Origin of the sequence: Bacillus sp. FSL K6-1338 (genome assembly GCF_038006965.1) — a bacterium.
Taxonomy (GTDB): Bacteria; Bacillota; Bacilli; order Bacillales; family Bacillaceae_G; genus Bacillus_A; species Bacillus_A thuringiensis_S.
This window is the reverse complement of record NZ_JBBOWI010000001.1, coordinates 3,838,899-3,854,816: the sequence shown is the minus strand read 5'-3', so window position 1 is coordinate 3,854,816 and position 15,918 is coordinate 3,838,899. Positions and strand designations below refer to the sequence as shown.

Genomic DNA, 15,918 nt, shown 5'->3' with positions numbered 1-15,918 from the left:
AAAAAAATTTTGTTCTGAGGTGTAAGTAACGCTCGTATAGATTGATTTTAGGCGTTTATATACAAATGAAAGAATAAAGTTAATTGGACTGTTTTAATAATGAGCAGGGGGTTTTTAGCCACTGCTCATTATTAATTATTTGACTAACTTATATATGTTTACTTTTAGTATGAAAAGTGTGTAAAATCAATGTGAAACATAGAAAAAAGGGTGGGGAATTACGTGCAAATTAGCAGTGCGATTTTATGTTTCGTCTTATATGCGTATGTTATTATTGCGGCGGTTTATTTTGGGATAAGTTTTTATGCCTATCGTCTAGTAGATAATAATGAATATGACGAAACATACAAATGGGTGAAGAGATATTTATCACCTGTACTAGAAATTATGAATGGGTTTGTGCTCTTTTTATTTATTGGATTAATTGCTTTCTCAACGAGTTTAGTAGGGAATAAAACTACGTTATTTGTATTGGGTATCATTATTTTTATGCTGTTAGGAATAAGGATTGGTAATACGGTCTTTTGGAATGAAAGAAAAGTAGATGGTTGGACGGGAATGTTAATTCCGTGTATGTTAGCTGCAATCGTGACAAATATAGAACATGAATATTATCAATTACATTTTTGGCTCATTATCGTTTTAACAATTCTTTCTGTTTTGTATATAAGCACAGTAGTACTAACATATATTGCACATGAAAAAGGAGATGTTAAAGGCACTCGTTTCTTTAGAGGACGGGCATTATTTTGGAGTGTGCCGACGATGGCAGTTATCGCGCTTATTGCGATATTAGTAAATGGATATCAATTTTCTAATTGGCAACTATTTTTAGAAAATTGGTGGATCTTTATCTTTTCGTTTATTGCTTTTTTAGGTGCAACGCATTATTTATTTCATCAACATCATTACATATGGGCGTTGTTATTTGCATTCATACAGCTGCTATTTGCCTTTTTTGGTCAAGAAACATTATTATTCGTTTTTGAAACATTTAGTTCGTTTGGAAATATATTTGTATTTGCTATGTTACTTGTTGGTATCGCTTTTTACTTGCAACAATATTTTTATATACAAAAACAAAAATAAGAGCTAATTACAGTTTTTGTGACGCATATAAAGTGTGTTACACTGAAAATAAATAGTACTTGAAGTTATTGGAGGAATTCCTGTGGGTGAGAAAGAAAAAGAGTTTGCTGTCATTGGACTTGGTCGCTTTGGTGGAAGTATTTGCCGAGAACTAGCTCAATTAGGTATGGAAGTAATGGCAATCGATTCAGATGAGGATAAAATTAATGAATTTGCAAATATAGCTTCGCATGCTGTAATTGCAGATTCAACAGATGAGATGGTATTAAAAAGCCTTGGTATTCGAAATTTTGATCACGTAGTCGTTGCTATTGGAGATAATTTAAATTCAAGTATTTTAACTACTTTGATTTTGAAAGAATTGGGTGTAAAAAATATTACTGTAAAAGCTCAAAATGATTATCATGAAAAAGTGTTAAGTAAAATAGGTGCAGATCATATTGTGCATCCAGAACGTGATATGGGAAAAAGGATTGCTAATAATATTGCATCAAGCAATGTGTTAGACTACCTTGAGCTTTCAGATGAGCATAGTATTGTAGAGATTATTGCGAATAAAAAAATTGATGGGCACTCTTTAATTGAATTAGATATTCGTGCGAAGTTTGGATTGAATATTGTAGCAATTAAACGAGGTAAAGAAGTTATCGTATCCCCTCGGGCTACGGAGAATATTCAAGCAGGAGATATATTAATTGTCATTGGTCATGACGATGAAGTGGATCGATTTAAACACTTTTTAAGATAAGAGAAAAGAAAAGGACAATGCCTTCATAGCATTGTCCTTTTTCTTATATTTCCATAATGATTGGTAAAATCATTGGACGGCGTTTCGTTTTCTCATATAGGAATGGAGCTAATGTGTCTGTAATTTCATTTTTAATTTCAGACCATTGTGTTGTTTTACGCTCCATTACTTTTTCTAAATGAGTTGTAATTAATGTTTGTGCATCATTGATTAAATCGCTGCTTTCACGCATGTAAACGAAACCGCGTGAGATGATATCAGGTCCTGCTGCAACTTTAAATTCTTTCATATCAATGCTTACAACTACAATTACAAGTCCTTCTTCAGAAAGGATACGACGATCTCGTAATACGATATTGCCGATATCCCCAATACCGTTTCCATCAATGTAGACCGAACCAGATGGGATTTTTCCAGCTACGCTAGCTTCATCAGAACGTAAAGCAAGAACATCGCCATTATCCATAATGAAGCAATTTTCTTCAGGGATACCACAATCATTTGCTATGTTCATGTGCATACGCTGCATACGATATTCACCATGAATTGGCATGAAGTACTTCGGTTTAATTAGACGTAACATTAACTTTTGTTCTTCTTGTCCACCGTGTCCACTTGTATGGATATTTGAAAGTTTCCCGTGAATTACATCAGCGCCAGCGCGGTACAACATATTAATTGTACGACTTACGCTAATTGTATTTCCTGGAATTGGTGAAGAAGAGAAAACAACTGTATCTCCAGGAATAATTTGAATTTGGCGGTGTGTACCGTTTGCAATACGTGAAAGTGCTGCCATCGGTTCACCTTGACTACCTGTACATAAAATAACAACTTTATTAGCTGGTAAGCGGTTTAGTTGAGATGCATCTATGAATGTATCTTTCGGGCAACGAATATAACCAAGGTTTTGTCCGATTTCAATCGCTGCTTCCATACTTCGACCAAACACAGCTACTTTACGGTTGTTTTCAACAGCAGCTTCAATAACTTGTTGTAAGCGGTGAATATTTGATGCAAAGGTTGCGAATATAATTCGTCCGTCTACTTTACGGAAAATGTCTTGAATGCTATCACCAACGCGACGCTCAGACATAGTAAAGTTTGGAACTTCACTGTTCGTACTATCAGATAATAGACATAGCACGCCATCTTTACCGATTTCAGCCATTTTTGTTAAATCAGCTGGTTCACCAACTGGTGTGAAATCAAATTTGAAATCACCTGTATGAACAACTTGACCTTGAGGTGTTTTCACAACAACGCCGTACGAATCTGGAATACTGTGAGTTGTACGGAAGAAGGATACAGACGTTTTTTTGAATTTAATAACGTCATCTTCTTGAATTTCGTAAAGTTTTGCTTTACGAAGTAAGCCGTGTTCTTCTAATTTGTTTTTGATGAGTGCAATTGCTAATTTTCCGCCGTAAATCGGGATGTTCACTTGACGTAATAGGTAAGGGATTCCGCCGATATGATCTTCGTGACCATGTGTAATGAATAACCCTTTAATTTTATCTTCGTTTCGCACAAAATAAGTGTAGTCTGGTATTACATAATCGATTCCGAGAAGTTCGTCCTCTGGAAATTTAATTCCAGCATCAATTATAATAATTTCATCTTGAAATTGAACAGCGTATGTATTTTTACCGATTTCACCAAGCCCACCGAGAGCAAATACAGCAACTTGGTCGTTTTTTAGAAATTTCATATCGCTATACGATTTCCGCTAATGTTAAATCAGCGTTTTCTTTTTCATATTCAAGATGAGCGCCAGTAACAGACTGAACAAACTCGATATTATATGCGAACTTATTTAATTTTGTACGAACATCCTTTTCAGACGTAGCCTCTAAATATAAAACTTTTGTATTTTCACGTACTGGAACCTCAGTTAATTTTTCTTGATAAAATACTTTAAAAATCATTTGGAAAACCTCTCCTTGTCTATGTTTTGCATTATCTGTTACTTATTATAAAGCAAACAGTCACGATTTTCATGTTTTTTCGAATGAGAATGAAGAAAAAGCCCGAAATGGGCACAATTTAAGCGATTGTCTTTTTACGGACTAGACCGTTTAAATAACGCTTGAGCTTTTTCTTCAGCTTCTTCAGCATGATTACTCCTTCCTTTCCTTATTTTAAACATGCATATTACTAGTGAAAATTCTATCTCTGATATAAGAGATAGGACAAAAGTGAATGGTGAGTCTTGTCCTTTCCCATACAGTGAAAGTTATTCTATAGTAACGATTAGTAGCCGTTAGTTATAGGTATAGTATGAGGAAGAATGGAAAAGAAAATTCATCCGAACAAGTATCCACATGTTTTACTAATATATATATGCAAAGTTTACAAATAAGGTCAGAAAGGGAACGCTTTCTTCACAGATGTTTAATATGTTATACTTTTTTTTAGAATTTGAAAAGTGATATTCAAAATAGGAATATAGAGTGCCAGAAAGGATTTTGACAAATGAATGATAAAATTGTCTTTTTTGATATTGATGGAACATTATTAGATCATGATAAAAAAATTCCACAATCTACACGAGATGCAGTAAAACAGTTACAAGAAAAAGGTGTACATGTAGCAATTGCGACAGGGCGCGCGCCATTTATGTTCGAAGATATTCGTAAGGAACTTGATATACATAATTATGTTAGTTTTAATGGACAATACGTTGTCTTTGAAGATGAGGTAATATTTAATAATCCGTTACATCCAGATTCTTTACATAAGTTTACTCAGTTTGCAAAACAAGAAGGATATCCACTTGTATATCTTGACCATCAAGATATGAGAGCATCAGTGGAATATCATGATTATGTGAAAGAAGGCTTTGGAAGCTTAAACTTTGAGCATCCACCATATGAGCCTAATTTTTATGAGGAACGTAATATTTATCAAACACTACTTTTTTGTGAAGTAAATGAAGAGGAAAAGTTTATTAATCATTATCCAAATTTTCATTTTATTCGTTGGCATGCATATTCAATGGATATCATTCCGAATGGTGGTTCTAAGGCAAAAGGAATTGAGAAATACATTGAAAAGTTAGGTTTTAATCGTGATCAAGTGTATGCATTTGGAGATGGTTTAAATGATTTAGAAATGATCGAAGCCGTTGGCACAGGTATTGTGATGGGAAATGGCCATGAAGACTTGAAAAAACTTGCAAATCATGTGACAAAGGATGTTAGTGAAGACGGTATATATCATGGACTAAAGTGGGCTGGATTGCTATAAGTGAATATGGAACCCATTTCATAATAAAGAGGCGGAAGATTAACTTCCGCCTCTTTATTATTATCGCTCTAGAGGTTTGGAATCATCAGGAGCGGCAAAAGGATTTTCTTTATTGATATGGTCATAGAACATAACGCCATTTAAATGGTCAATCTCGTGTTGGAATACGATTGCTGGTAAACCTTTTAAACGTAATTTTACTTCTTCCCCGTTAATAGAAGTTGCTTTTACTGTAATTCTTGTATAACGAGGAACATAACCAGGTACTTCGCGGTCTACAGATAGACAGCCTTCACCGCCCTGTAAATATGTACGTTCAACAGAATGGCTAATGATTTTTGGATTGAATAATGCATGGCTATATAATGTACCGTCCGCATCGGTTACATGAACTGCAATCATTTTTTTTGAAACACCGATTTGCGGAGCCGCTAATCCGATTCCAGGGCGTAAACTATATTTTTCAGCCATTTCAGGATCTTGGCTATTTATTACAAATTCAATCATTTCTTTTAGGGTAGTTGTATCTTTTTCGCTTGCCGGTAATGAAACATCTTCTGCAACGTTGCGCAAAATAGGATCTCCTTCGCGAATAACATCTTTCATTGTAAGCATATGTAATCTCTCCTTTCCTCTTTAGTCTACCAAAGGAGATGGAAAAAGTCATCGGCAAGAAAGGGAAGGTATTTTGGAAATCGTTCTATTATAGAGTATTTATGTATGTGATAAACAGAAAAAGACGGCAAAGCCGTCTTTTTCTTTCCATAGTTGTTTCGTTTTACATTAGCGAATGCAAGCAGCACCAACGATAATTAAAAGAATAAACAACACAACGATTAAGGCGAAGCCGCGTCCAGACCCGCCACAAGAACCGACATAACCGTAGGAAGGATATGAACAAGTTGGATAGCAATATGAGTATCCGTACATGAGATGACCTCCTTTATCATTTCCCGCTAATACTGCGGTTACTATAATGTATGGAAGAGGGGGTGGAAATGTATAGGTATTTACCTAAAAAAGGAAGAGTAGTTTGTATATTTTTGTTACGAAGAGAGAAAAACTAAAGAGAATTAAATCGTTTACATATTATTCTAAGAGAAAAAATAAGTGAAAAAGGGAATAATATAACAGTAGGTCAATGCTTACTAATACAGATGTAAAAAATAAAAACACGTTTGTGTAGTAGAAACCTGCATATTATTTATAAAAAAACGTATTCAAAGTAATTGACATCGTAATTAGAATAGTTGTAAACTAAAAAACGTGATCAAGATTGTATTAATATGTTTCTGAAAAAACATTAGTACAGATTGTTAGGTACACAAAATTATTCTCAACCGACAGACAAACATGTTGGTTTACATCGTTGCGCTTTTAAAACTGGAAAATAGCCAGTGAAAGCGTTTCAGAATATGGTTCAAGAGAGGAAGAGGTGAACGGAATGGGTACTAAAACAAAAAAGACCCTATTTAATGTTGATGAGCAAATGAAAGCTATCGCAGCTCAATTTGAAACATTACAAATTTTAAATGAAAACGGTGAAGTTGTGAATGAAGCAGCTATGCCTGAATTATCTGATGATCAATTAAAAGAATTAATGCGTCGTATGGTGTATACACGCGTATTAGATCAACGTTCTATTTCTTTAAACCGTCAAGGACGTTTAGGTTTCTACGCACCTACAGCTGGACAAGAAGCTTCTCAATTAGCGAGTCATTTCGCACTTGAAGCAGAAGACTTCATCTTACCAGGATACCGTGATGTACCACAATTAGTATGGCACGGATTACCATTATACCAAGCATTCTTATTCTCTCGTGGACACTTCATGGGTAACCAAATGCCTGAGAATGTAAATGCATTAGCTCCACAAATCATTATCGGTGCGCAAATCATCCAAACTGCTGGTGTTGCGTTAGGTATGAAACTACGTGGTAAAAAATCTGTTGCAATTACTTACACTGGTGACGGTGGTGCTTCACAAGGTGACTTCTACGAAGGTATGAACTTTGCAGGTGCATTCAAAGCTCCAGCAATCTTCGTTGTTCAAAACAACCGTTATGCAATTTCTACTCCAGTAGAAAAGCAATCTGCAGCTAAAACTGTAGCACAAAAAGCAGTAGCAGCAGGTATTTACGGAATTCAAGTAGACGGTATGGATCCATTAGCTGTATACGCAGCAACTGCTTTCGCTCGTGAGCGCGCAGTAAATGGCGAAGGCCCTACTTTAATCGAGACTTTAACATTCCGTTACGGTCCACATACAATGGCTGGTGATGACCCAACTCGTTACCGTACAAAAGATATCGAAAACGAATGGGAACAAAAAGACCCAATCGTACGCTTCCGTAAGTTCTTAGAAGCTAAAGGCCTATGGTCTCAAGAAGTTGAAGAGACAGTAATCGAAGAAGCAAAAGAAGATATCAAACAAGCAATTGCTAAGGCTGACCAAGCTCCAAAACAAAAAGTAACTGATTTAATGGAAATCATGTACGAAAAAATGCCTTACAACTTAGCTGAACAATATGAAATTTACAAAGAAAAGGAGTCGAAGTAAGCCATGGCTCAAATGACAATGATTCAAGCAATCACTGATGCTTTACGCGTTGAAATGAAAAATGATCCTAACGTACTTGTATTTGGTGAAGACGTTGGTGTAAACGGTGGTGTATTCCGTGCTACTGAAGGTTTACAAGCTGAATTTGGTGAAGATCGTGTAATGGATACTCCACTTGCAGAGTCTGGTATTGGTGGACTTGCAGTTGGTCTTGCACTTGAAGGATTCCGTCCAGTTCCAGAAATCCAATTCTTCGGTTTCGTTTTTGAAGTAATGGATTCAATTTCTGGTCAATTGGCTCGTATGCGTTACCGTTCTGGTGGACGTTGGACTGCTCCAGTAACAGTTCGTTCTCCATTCGGTGGTGGTGTTCATACTCCTGAACTACATGCTGATAGCTTAGAAGGATTAGTGGCTCAACAACCTGGTCTAAAAGTTGTTATTCCATCTACTCCATACGATGCTAAAGGTCTTTTAATCTCTGCGATTCGTGACAACGATCCAGTTATCTACTTAGAGCATATGAAATTGTACCGTTCATTCCGTCAAGATGTACCAGAAGGCGAATACACAATTGATTTAGGTAAAGCTGATATCAAACGTGAAGGTACAGATGTATCTGTTATCGCTTACGGTGCTATGGTTCACGCTGCATTAAAAGCTGCTGAAGAACTTGAAAAAGAAGGTATCTCTTTAGAGGTTGTTGACTTACGTACAGTTCAACCATTAGATATCGAAACAATCATCGCTTCTGTTGAAAAAACAGGTCGCGTAGTTGTAGTTCAAGAAGCTCAAAAACAAGCTGGTATTGCAGCTAACGTTGTAGCGGAAATTAACGACCGTGCAATCTTAAACTTAGAAGCTCCAGTTGTACGTGTTGCAGCTGCTGATACAGTATTCCCATTCTCTCAAGCAGAGAGCGTATGGTTACCAAACCACAAGGATATTGTTGAAGCTGTAAACAAAGTAATGAACTTCTAATTTTTAGTTTTTCATGTGCAAAAGAAATCAGCACATGCTGGTTTCTTTTGTACATATTCCATAATAATGAAATGAATCAGGGGGCTGAATTCCGTGGCATTTGAATTTAAACTACCAGATATCGGTGAAGGTATCCACGAAGGTGAAATCGTAAAATGGTTTATTAAACCAGGCGATGAAGTAAATGAAGACGATGTACTTCTTGAAGTACAAAATGATAAAGCAGTAGTAGAAATCCCTTCTCCTGTTAAAGGTAAAGTACTTGAAGTACTTGTAGAAGAAGGAACAGTTGCAATCGTAGGAGATACATTAATTAAATTTGATGCTCCTGGATACGAAAACCTTAAATTTAAAGGTGACGATCATGATGAAGCTCCAAAAGCTGAAGAAGCAGCAGTAGAAGCTCCAGCAGCGGAAGCTACTCCAGCAGCAACTGCAGAAGTAGTAAATGAGCGCGTAATCGCTATGCCATCTGTTCGTAAATACGCTCGTGAAAAAGGTGTAGACATTCATAAAGTAGCTGGTACTGGTAAGAACGGCCGTATCGTAAAAGCTGACATCGATGCATTTGCAAATGGTGGACAAACTGTAGCAGCAACTGAGGCTCCAGCAGCAGTAGAAGCTACTCCAGCAGCAGCGAAAGAAGAAGCACCAAAAGCACAACCAATTCCAGCTGGTGAATATCCAGAAACTCGTGAGAAAATGAGTGGTATCCGTAAAGCGATTGCGAAAGCAATGGTTAACTCTAAACACACAGCTCCTCACGTAACATTAATGGATGAAGTTGATGTAACTGAGCTTGTTGCTCACCGTAAGAAGTTCAAAGCAGTAGCAGCTGACAAAGGTATTAAATTAACTTACCTTCCATACGTTGTTAAAGCTTTAACATCTGCATTACGTGAATACCCAATGTTAAACACTTCTTTAGACGATGCATCTCAAGAAGTAGTTCATAAACATTACTTCAACATCGGTATCGCAGCTGATACAGACAAAGGTCTATTAGTACCAGTTGTTAAAGATACAGATCGTAAGTCTATCTTCACTATTTCTAACGAGATCAACGATCTTGCTGGTAAAGCACGTGAAGGTCGTCTAGCTCCAACTGAAATGAAAGGTGCTTCTTGCACAATTACAAACATTGGTTCTGCAGGTGGACAATGGTTCACTCCAGTTATCAATCACCCAGAAGTAGCAATCCTTGGTATCGGCCGTATCGCTGAAAAACCAGTTGTGAAAAATGGCGAGATCGTTGCAGCTCCAGTATTAGCATTATCTCTAAGCTTTGACCATCGTTTAATTGACGGCGCAACAGCTCAAAAAGCGTTAAACCAAATTAAACGTCTATTGAATGACCCACAATTATTAGTAATGGAGGCGTAATAACAATGGTAGTAGGAGATTTCCCAATTGAATTAGATACAGTCGTTGTTGGTGCAGGTCCTGGTGGATACGTTGCGGCAATTCGTGCAGCACAATTAGGTCAAAAGGTAGCAATTATTGAAAAAGCTAACCTTGGTGGCGTATGCTTAAACGTTGGATGTATTCCTTCAAAAGCGTTAATCAATGCAGGTCATCGTTATGAGAATGCAATGCATTCTGATGACATGGGTATCACTGCAGAGAACGTAAAAGTTGACTTTACAAAAGTTCAAGAATGGAAAAACGGCGTAGTTAAGAAATTAACTGGCGGTGTTGAAGGCCTTCTTAAAGGTAACAAAGTTGAAATCATTCGCGGTGAAGCTTACTTCGTAGATGCTAACACATTACGCGTTATGACTGAAGATGCAGCTCAAACTTATACGTTTAAAAATGCTGTTCTTGCAACTGGTTCTACACCAATCGAAATTCCAGGATTCAAATACTCTAAACGTGTTATCAACTCTACAGGTGCTTTAAGCTTACCTGAAATTCCTAAAAAACTTGTTGTAATCGGCGGCGGTTACATCGGTATGGAATTAGGTACTGCATATGCTAACTTCGGTACAGAAGTTACTGTAGTAGAAGCTGGCGACGAAATCTTAGCTGGTTTCGAAAAAGCTATGAGCTCTGTTGTTAAACGTGCTCTACAGAAAAAAGGTAACGTAAATATCCATACAAAAGCTATGGCTAAAGGCGTTGAAGAAACAGAAACTGGCGTAAAAGTTAGCTTTGAAGTTAAAGGTGAAATCCAAACTGTAGAAGCAGATTACGTATTAGTAACTGTAGGTCGTCGTCCAAACACTCAAGAAATCGGTCTTGAGCAAGTAGGAGTTAAAATGACTGACCGCGGCATCATCGAAATCGATGAGCAATGTCGTACAAATGTACCAAACATCTATGCAATCGGTGATATCGTTCCTGGACCACCATTAGCTCACAAAGCTTCTTACGAAGGTAAAGTAGCTGTAGAAGCAATTAGTGGCCATGCATCAGCTATCGATTACATCGGAATTCCTGCAGTATGCTTCACTGATCCAGAATTAGCATCTGTTGGTTACACTAAAAAACAAGCTGAAGAAGCTGGAATGACTGTAACTGTATCTAAGTTCCCATTCGCTGCTAACGGTCGTGCATTATCATTAAACAGCACTGACGGTTTCCTACAACTTGTAACACGTAAAGAAGATGGTCTTCTTGTAGGTGCTCAAGTTGCAGGTGCAGGTGCTTCTGATATTATCTCTGAGATTGGTTTAGCTATCGAAGCTGGAATGACAGCTGAAGATATCGCTCAAACAATCCATGCTCACCCAACATTAGGTGAAATCACAATGGAAGCAGCTGAAGTTGCTCTTGGAATGCCAATTCACATTGTAAAATAATTTAAGTAATGTAAATAGCCCCTCTCTTATTGTAAGAGAGGGGCTATTTTTATTTTCATCAAATGACTTGCAAGGTCTTTAAACGTACTTGTCGAATGAATATATAATACTTTAACAAATGATTTAGGCGTAACTTACTTCAAAGGTAATATATATCATCCTATAATATGTAATTGATTCAAACTTAACCCCATATATTAATAAAATAGAGCATGTCAAAGGAGAAGGTTCCATGAAAATATTACATGTTATATTTTATCATTTACTACTATGGAGTGGCTTTTCCACTGTATTAACATTATCGAATGGTGATAAGTTTCATTATAAAGTTATTCTTTTTTTCGTATTCCTGTATTTAGCCTATGTAATAGCATATTTTGTATTACACGTAAGAAAGCAAGCTTTATTTCTTACATGTTCGAATTGTATACTATTTTTAATCATATTATCTATTTTTTAAATTAACGTTTATAAAAATACATTGTTCTTCCATTAAATAATTGTAACTCTCCTTCTAATTTCTTCGCTAAAAAACGGCAAAATTCATTCGCTTTCCCTTTGTCACCATATGTTGCATTAGGTGGTAAAGAAACTTGGATGAAAGATTGTTCATTCTCTATACCAACACCAATATAAATTGAGTCATACCGGTCGTGATTGGATTGAAGTTTTAATGTTGTTGTAGATGTATCTAAAATTTCATAAGGAAAAGCAGTATTTGTATACGTGTAATTAATTTGGGCCCCAGTTTTAGAAGTAACTGTTTTATAATAATGAAAAAGTTGTTTTATATCATCTACTGAAACAGATTGTTGATTGGATTTAGGTACAAGCGTAATAAAGGCATGTTGCATATAACTTCCCCCCTAACTTAGTAGAATACTATCATTCTACATCCTACTGAATTTTTTGACAATTAAAAGGAGTATTACATGTTTTGTTTAATATACTAGTAATGAAACGTGATGTAGAAAGGTGGAAACCAATGTTTGAAAAATTGTATGATGAGCATGAAAGTGTGAAGGTACGATTTTTAGGGTTTATGACACATGATACACGTTATGATTTTGGTGTTATTTATACAAATATGTTTTTTGGAAAGCCGCTCATTGTTTGTATGCAAACAGGAAGGTCTACTTTACTCGGACGAGATGATGTAGAGAATGTTCAATATATACAGGAGATTTTTAAATTAGGATCAGAAGAGGAAGCGAAGGAGTTAGCTCAGTTTTTCAAATTTCTTGTTCCGTCAACTTCTTTACATGCGGAATATGAAGAATAATTAGTGTGAAACAGTCGTACTTATAAATATGGCTGTTTTTTTATTTGAATATCGCATACTAATTTAAATTTAAAATATTTAATGTGTTATACTAAAAACCTATTGACGTAAAAAGTATAACATATTAAAATAAAGACAGAAAGTTAAGCGGTTACAAAAAGTTTTTGGGATTATAAACTTAGGGGGAAATGAAAAATGGGAACAATCGTATGTCAAGATTGTGAAGGTACAATTGCACACTTCGAAGATGAGAAAGTAACGGTACTTTACGGGAAATGTGGATCTTGCGGATGTGATCACACAGAGCATACAAAAGCCCAATAATTGATAGGAAATGGACAGCTAAAAGTTTTTAGGACCATAAACTTAGGGGGAAATGAAAAATGGGAACAATCGTATGCCAAGTATGTGAAGGAACAATCGGACATTTTGAAGATGAGAAAACGACGGTACTTTACGGAAAATGTGGAACAAATTGTGACTGTGCTAGAAAAGATAATGCGAAAGCTTAATGATAAATAAATAGATTACTATTAAAACTCAGGGGGAAATGAAAATGGGAACAATCGTATGCCAAGTATGTGAAGGAACAATTGGACATTTTGAAGATGAAAAATCAACAGTACTATACGGGAAATGTGGATCTCATTGCGAATGTGACCATAAAGAACATACAAAAGCTTAATAATAAGAAAAAGCGCCTACATGTGTAGGCGCTTTTTTAATAAATTGTAGTTGTATGGCCAACTGTTGCAACGATTGCATCATCTCTAATTGGAATAAAGCTTATGGATGTCTGTGGTGTACTAGAAGAAGCGTATTGGCTCATTATACGGCTATCGATACGGGTAATAGTATCGGTCAAGAAAGCTGAAATAAAAGCGTAAGGGACTCGTCGTTCATTTAATGAATAAATAATTTCTTCTTTTGTTTTTACACCTACGCCATGTCCGTAAAAAAAGAAATTTCCTAAATAGATTGTGTTTTCTCCTTGCCACTCAATCGTAGCTGGATTCACTTGTGGGTTTTTAAAGTAAACGAGGTCACCTGGAACAAGATCGCCACCGGTTTTTGTTATGAGCCTTAGATCTTGATCGTAGTCCCATGTATAAAGTAAAAGGTTTGCAAATAGACGATTGAAAGTTTCTTCCTCATACAATGATAATAAAGCTTTATAAAAAATAATGATCATAGCGGTTGCACATTCAGTTCCATATAGTTTTCCGTTTTTGAAAATATCTTGTATGGCAATAGAAGGTGGTATGTTTGGAAGAAGCTCGAATCCTCCAAGGGATGTTCTTTTCCAATACTGGGGGTTGCAAAAGGATTGTTGAAATGTGCGAAACTGAAATCCACTTTGAAAAAGTTCTAGTGCAGAGATAATAATATTAACTCGTAAATTGAGATCAAAGCTGAGTTCATCAGCTGTTCGGAAGGAATAAACTTCTTGATTTCCTGCCATTATTGATAAAATTTGTTGTTTCTCTGCTGCAAATGGCTCATATTCATTTGTAATATAAGGATGTACAATAGAACGGCCTATTACAATCATAATAGTATCCCCACCTATACGTTACATTCTTTAGTATCGTATGAAGAATAGGAAAAAAGGTGAAAAAAAAGCCTATCAACTGATAGGCTTGTACTCTTTAATAACACGTAATGTTTGTAATGTCATATCTTCAGGACCTTGTACAGGTAAACCTGCTTCTAAGTTTTTACGAATATACTCTAAGTTTTCTTGTGTAATAATTTCCCCCGGAGTAAAGATTGGAATCCCTGGCGGATAAACCATAACAAAATCAGCTATAATACGACCCGCTGCATTTTCAAATGGAATGACTTCTGTTTCCGAATAAAAAGCATCTCGAGGAGAAAGTGCTAGCACTGGAATTTCTGGAATCTCTACTTGTACTTGAACACCTTTATCTGCCCTATTTCTAAATGTTGCTGCTAAATCTTGTAATGCTGCAATAAGTGTATTTGTATCACTTTCTGTATCTCCCAAAGTGATAAGACATAGTATGTTGTATAAATCTGAGAGTTCTACTTCAATGTTATATTTCTCTCTAAGCCATACTTCAGCTTGGTGGCCGGTAATACCTAAATCTTTTACAGATACAATTATCTTTGTAGGATCATAGTTAAAGGTAGCATCTGTACCTAACATTTCTTTTCCAGGACAGTAAAGATGCTCAATAGAATTTATAGCATCACGAACATGTTCAGCTAATTGTATTGTTTGTTCTATGAGTGCTGTTCCTTCTGTGGCAAGACGTTTTCTGGCAACATCAAGTGATGCTAACAAGATGTAAGAAGTTGATGTAGTCGTAAGCATGCTAATAATAGATTGGACATGCTTTACATTCACCAAGCCTTCTTTCACATTAAGAATAGAACTTTGAGTTAAAGAGCCTCCTAATTTGTGGACACTTGTTGCTGCCATGTCTGCACCAGCTTGCATCGCCGACATCGGCAATTTATCGTGAAAATGAATATGAACACCATGAGCCTCGTCGACTAGTACAGGGATGTCATAAGAATGTGCTAATTGTACAATCTGTTCTAAGTCTGCAGCAAACCCAAAGTACGTTGGATTAATAACAAGTAAGCCCTTTGCATCTGAGTGCTCTTCAAGTGCTTTTTTGACAGATTGAATTGTGATTCCATGAGAAATACCGAGCTTCGGATCGATTTCAGGATGCATGAAAATCGGTTTTGCACCTGAGAAAATAATAGCTGACATTACTGATTTATGCACGTTTCGTGGTACTAGGATTTTGTCACCAGGACCGCAAACGCTCATCACCATTGTCATAATAGCGCCACTTGTACCTTGAATAGAAAAGAAAGTATGATCTGCACCGAATGCAGCGGCTGCTAAATCCTGTGCTTCTTTAATCATACCTTTTGGATGATGTAAATCATCGAGTGGCGCAATATTAATTAAGTCAATTGCTAATGCATTATGCCCAATAAATTCGCGAAATGTAGGATCCATGCCCTGTCCTTTTTTATGACCAGGAATATGGAATTGAATTGGATTTCGCTTACTGTGCTCAACTAAAGCGGTAAACAATGGTGTTTCGTATTGGGACAATCTATACACCCCTTCTTCTTCATAATATTTAGTATAATTTGTTTTATATAATCCTGCTCTAAAAAAGGTAAGTCTTTTTTTAGAATGAGGCTTGTTTTTCTGCCATTC

The 15,918-nt window shown here is 36.2% G+C and carries 19 protein-coding genes; 12 read left to right on the top strand and 7 right to left on the bottom strand.

What is annotated here, in order from left to right:
* Positions 1-222: 222 nt before the first annotated feature.
* Positions 223-1,089 carry a hypothetical protein gene (locus NZ044_RS19585; RefSeq protein ID WP_001167320.1) on the top strand — a complete coding sequence of 289 codons (867 nt, stop codon included), beginning with the start codon at positions 223-225 and terminating at the stop codon, positions 1,087-1,089.
* Between the two features lie 82 nt (positions 1,090-1,171).
* Positions 1,172-1,837: a potassium channel family protein gene (locus tag NZ044_RS19580; RefSeq protein ID WP_000504032.1), complete on the top strand. Its 666-nt coding sequence runs from the start codon at positions 1,172-1,174 to the stop codon at positions 1,835-1,837.
* 43 nt (positions 1,838-1,880) lie between these two features.
* On the opposite strand, the gene rnjA is transcribed toward NZ044_RS19580, so the two are convergent.
* Both rnjA and NZ044_RS19570 read right to left on the bottom strand, forming a co-directional pair.
* Positions 1,881-3,548, bottom strand: coding sequence for a ribonuclease J1 (gene rnjA / locus NZ044_RS19575; protein WP_000670375.1), 1,668 nt, complete (start codon positions 3,546-3,548; stop codon positions 1,881-1,883).
* A 4-nt stretch (positions 3,549-3,552) separates the two neighbouring features.
* Positions 3,553-3,765 (bottom strand): DNA-dependent RNA polymerase subunit epsilon, encoded by a 213-nt coding sequence (locus tag NZ044_RS19570; protein ID WP_000576435.1) that lies wholly within the window; start codon positions 3,763-3,765, stop codon positions 3,553-3,555.
* A 547-nt stretch (positions 3,766-4,312) separates the two neighbouring features.
* Between NZ044_RS19570 and NZ044_RS19565 the strand changes: the two genes are divergently transcribed.
* On the top strand, positions 4,313-5,086 hold the full coding sequence (locus NZ044_RS19565) for a Cof-type HAD-IIB family hydrolase (protein WP_098505690.1): 774 nt from the start codon (positions 4,313-4,315) through the stop codon (positions 5,084-5,086).
* A 60-nt stretch (positions 5,087-5,146) separates the two neighbouring features.
* Here NZ044_RS19565 and def read toward each other — a convergent pair whose 3' ends face one another.
* A complete protein-coding gene (gene def / locus NZ044_RS19560) occupies positions 5,147-5,701 on the bottom strand; it encodes a peptide deformylase (RefSeq protein ID WP_000957043.1) in 555 nt (184 codons plus the stop codon).
* A gap of 168 nt (positions 5,702-5,869) precedes the next feature.
* Positions 5,870-6,016, bottom strand: a complete 147-nt coding sequence (locus tag NZ044_RS19555; protein ID WP_098505691.1) for a YjcZ family sporulation protein — start codon at positions 6,014-6,016, stop codon at positions 5,870-5,872.
* Between the two features lie 514 nt (positions 6,017-6,530).
* Between NZ044_RS19555 and pdhA the strand changes: the two genes are divergently transcribed.
* From pdhA to NZ044_RS19530, 5 genes are all read left to right on the top strand, one after another.
* Complete coding sequence (gene pdhA, locus NZ044_RS19550; protein WP_000536895.1) at positions 6,531-7,646, top strand: pyruvate dehydrogenase E1 component subunit alpha; 1,116 nt, start codon at positions 6,531-6,533, stop codon at positions 7,644-7,646.
* A gap of 3 nt (positions 7,647-7,649) precedes the next feature.
* Positions 7,650-8,627: a pyruvate dehydrogenase complex E1 component subunit beta gene (gene pdhB / locus NZ044_RS19545; protein WP_000068163.1), complete on the top strand. Its 978-nt coding sequence runs from the start codon at positions 7,650-7,652 to the stop codon at positions 8,625-8,627.
* Positions 8,628-8,720: 93 nt separating this feature from the next.
* Positions 8,721-10,010 carry a pyruvate dehydrogenase complex dihydrolipoyllysine-residue acetyltransferase gene (gene pdhC, locus NZ044_RS19540; protein ID WP_000863420.1) on the top strand — a complete coding sequence of 430 codons (1,290 nt, stop codon included), beginning with the start codon at positions 8,721-8,723 and terminating at the stop codon, positions 10,008-10,010.
* A 5-nt stretch (positions 10,011-10,015) separates the two neighbouring features.
* Complete coding sequence (gene lpdA, locus NZ044_RS19535; protein WP_000260104.1) at positions 10,016-11,428, top strand: dihydrolipoyl dehydrogenase; 1,413 nt, start codon at positions 10,016-10,018, stop codon at positions 11,426-11,428.
* A 232-nt stretch (positions 11,429-11,660) separates the two neighbouring features.
* Positions 11,661-11,888 (top strand): hypothetical protein, encoded by a 228-nt coding sequence (locus NZ044_RS19530; protein ID WP_000697469.1) that lies wholly within the window; start codon positions 11,661-11,663, stop codon positions 11,886-11,888.
* A 1-nt stretch (position 11,889) separates the two neighbouring features.
* On the opposite strand, the gene NZ044_RS19525 is transcribed toward NZ044_RS19530, so the two are convergent.
* Positions 11,890-12,282, bottom strand: a complete 393-nt coding sequence (locus NZ044_RS19525) for a DUF1885 family protein (protein WP_001163316.1) — start codon at positions 12,280-12,282, stop codon at positions 11,890-11,892.
* Positions 12,283-12,413: 131 nt separating this feature from the next.
* Here NZ044_RS19525 and NZ044_RS19520 point away from each other — a divergent pair, with 131 nt between their 5' ends.
* The 4 genes from NZ044_RS19520 to NZ044_RS19505 all read left to right on the top strand — a co-directional run bounded on the left by NZ044_RS19520 (position 12,414) and on the right by NZ044_RS19505 (position 13,395).
* Complete coding sequence (locus NZ044_RS19520; RefSeq protein WP_000462038.1) at positions 12,414-12,710, top strand: DUF3055 domain-containing protein; 297 nt, start codon at positions 12,414-12,416, stop codon at positions 12,708-12,710.
* 195 nt (positions 12,711-12,905) lie between these two features.
* Complete coding sequence (locus NZ044_RS19515) at positions 12,906-13,034, top strand: GapA-binding peptide SR1P (RefSeq protein ID WP_000536778.1); 129 nt, start codon at positions 12,906-12,908, stop codon at positions 13,032-13,034.
* A 59-nt stretch (positions 13,035-13,093) separates the two neighbouring features.
* Complete coding sequence (locus NZ044_RS19510; RefSeq protein WP_000536803.1) at positions 13,094-13,222, top strand: GapA-binding peptide SR1P; 129 nt, start codon at positions 13,094-13,096, stop codon at positions 13,220-13,222.
* A 44-nt stretch (positions 13,223-13,266) separates the two neighbouring features.
* Positions 13,267-13,395 (top strand): GapA-binding peptide SR1P, encoded by a 129-nt coding sequence (locus NZ044_RS19505; protein ID WP_000536796.1) that lies wholly within the window; start codon positions 13,267-13,269, stop codon positions 13,393-13,395.
* Between the two features lie 36 nt (positions 13,396-13,431).
* Here the strand turns inward: NZ044_RS19505 and NZ044_RS19500 are convergent, their stop codons facing one another.
* Together NZ044_RS19500 and speA are read right to left on the bottom strand one after the other, a co-directional pair.
* Positions 13,432-14,262, bottom strand: a complete 831-nt coding sequence (locus NZ044_RS19500) for a protein-glutamine gamma-glutamyltransferase (protein WP_000635339.1) — start codon at positions 14,260-14,262, stop codon at positions 13,432-13,434.
* Between the two features lie 75 nt (positions 14,263-14,337).
* Positions 14,338-15,810 (bottom strand): arginine decarboxylase, encoded by a 1,473-nt coding sequence (gene speA, locus NZ044_RS19495; RefSeq protein ID WP_000084903.1) that lies wholly within the window; start codon positions 15,808-15,810, stop codon positions 14,338-14,340.
* Positions 15,811-15,918: the final 108 nt, after the last annotated feature.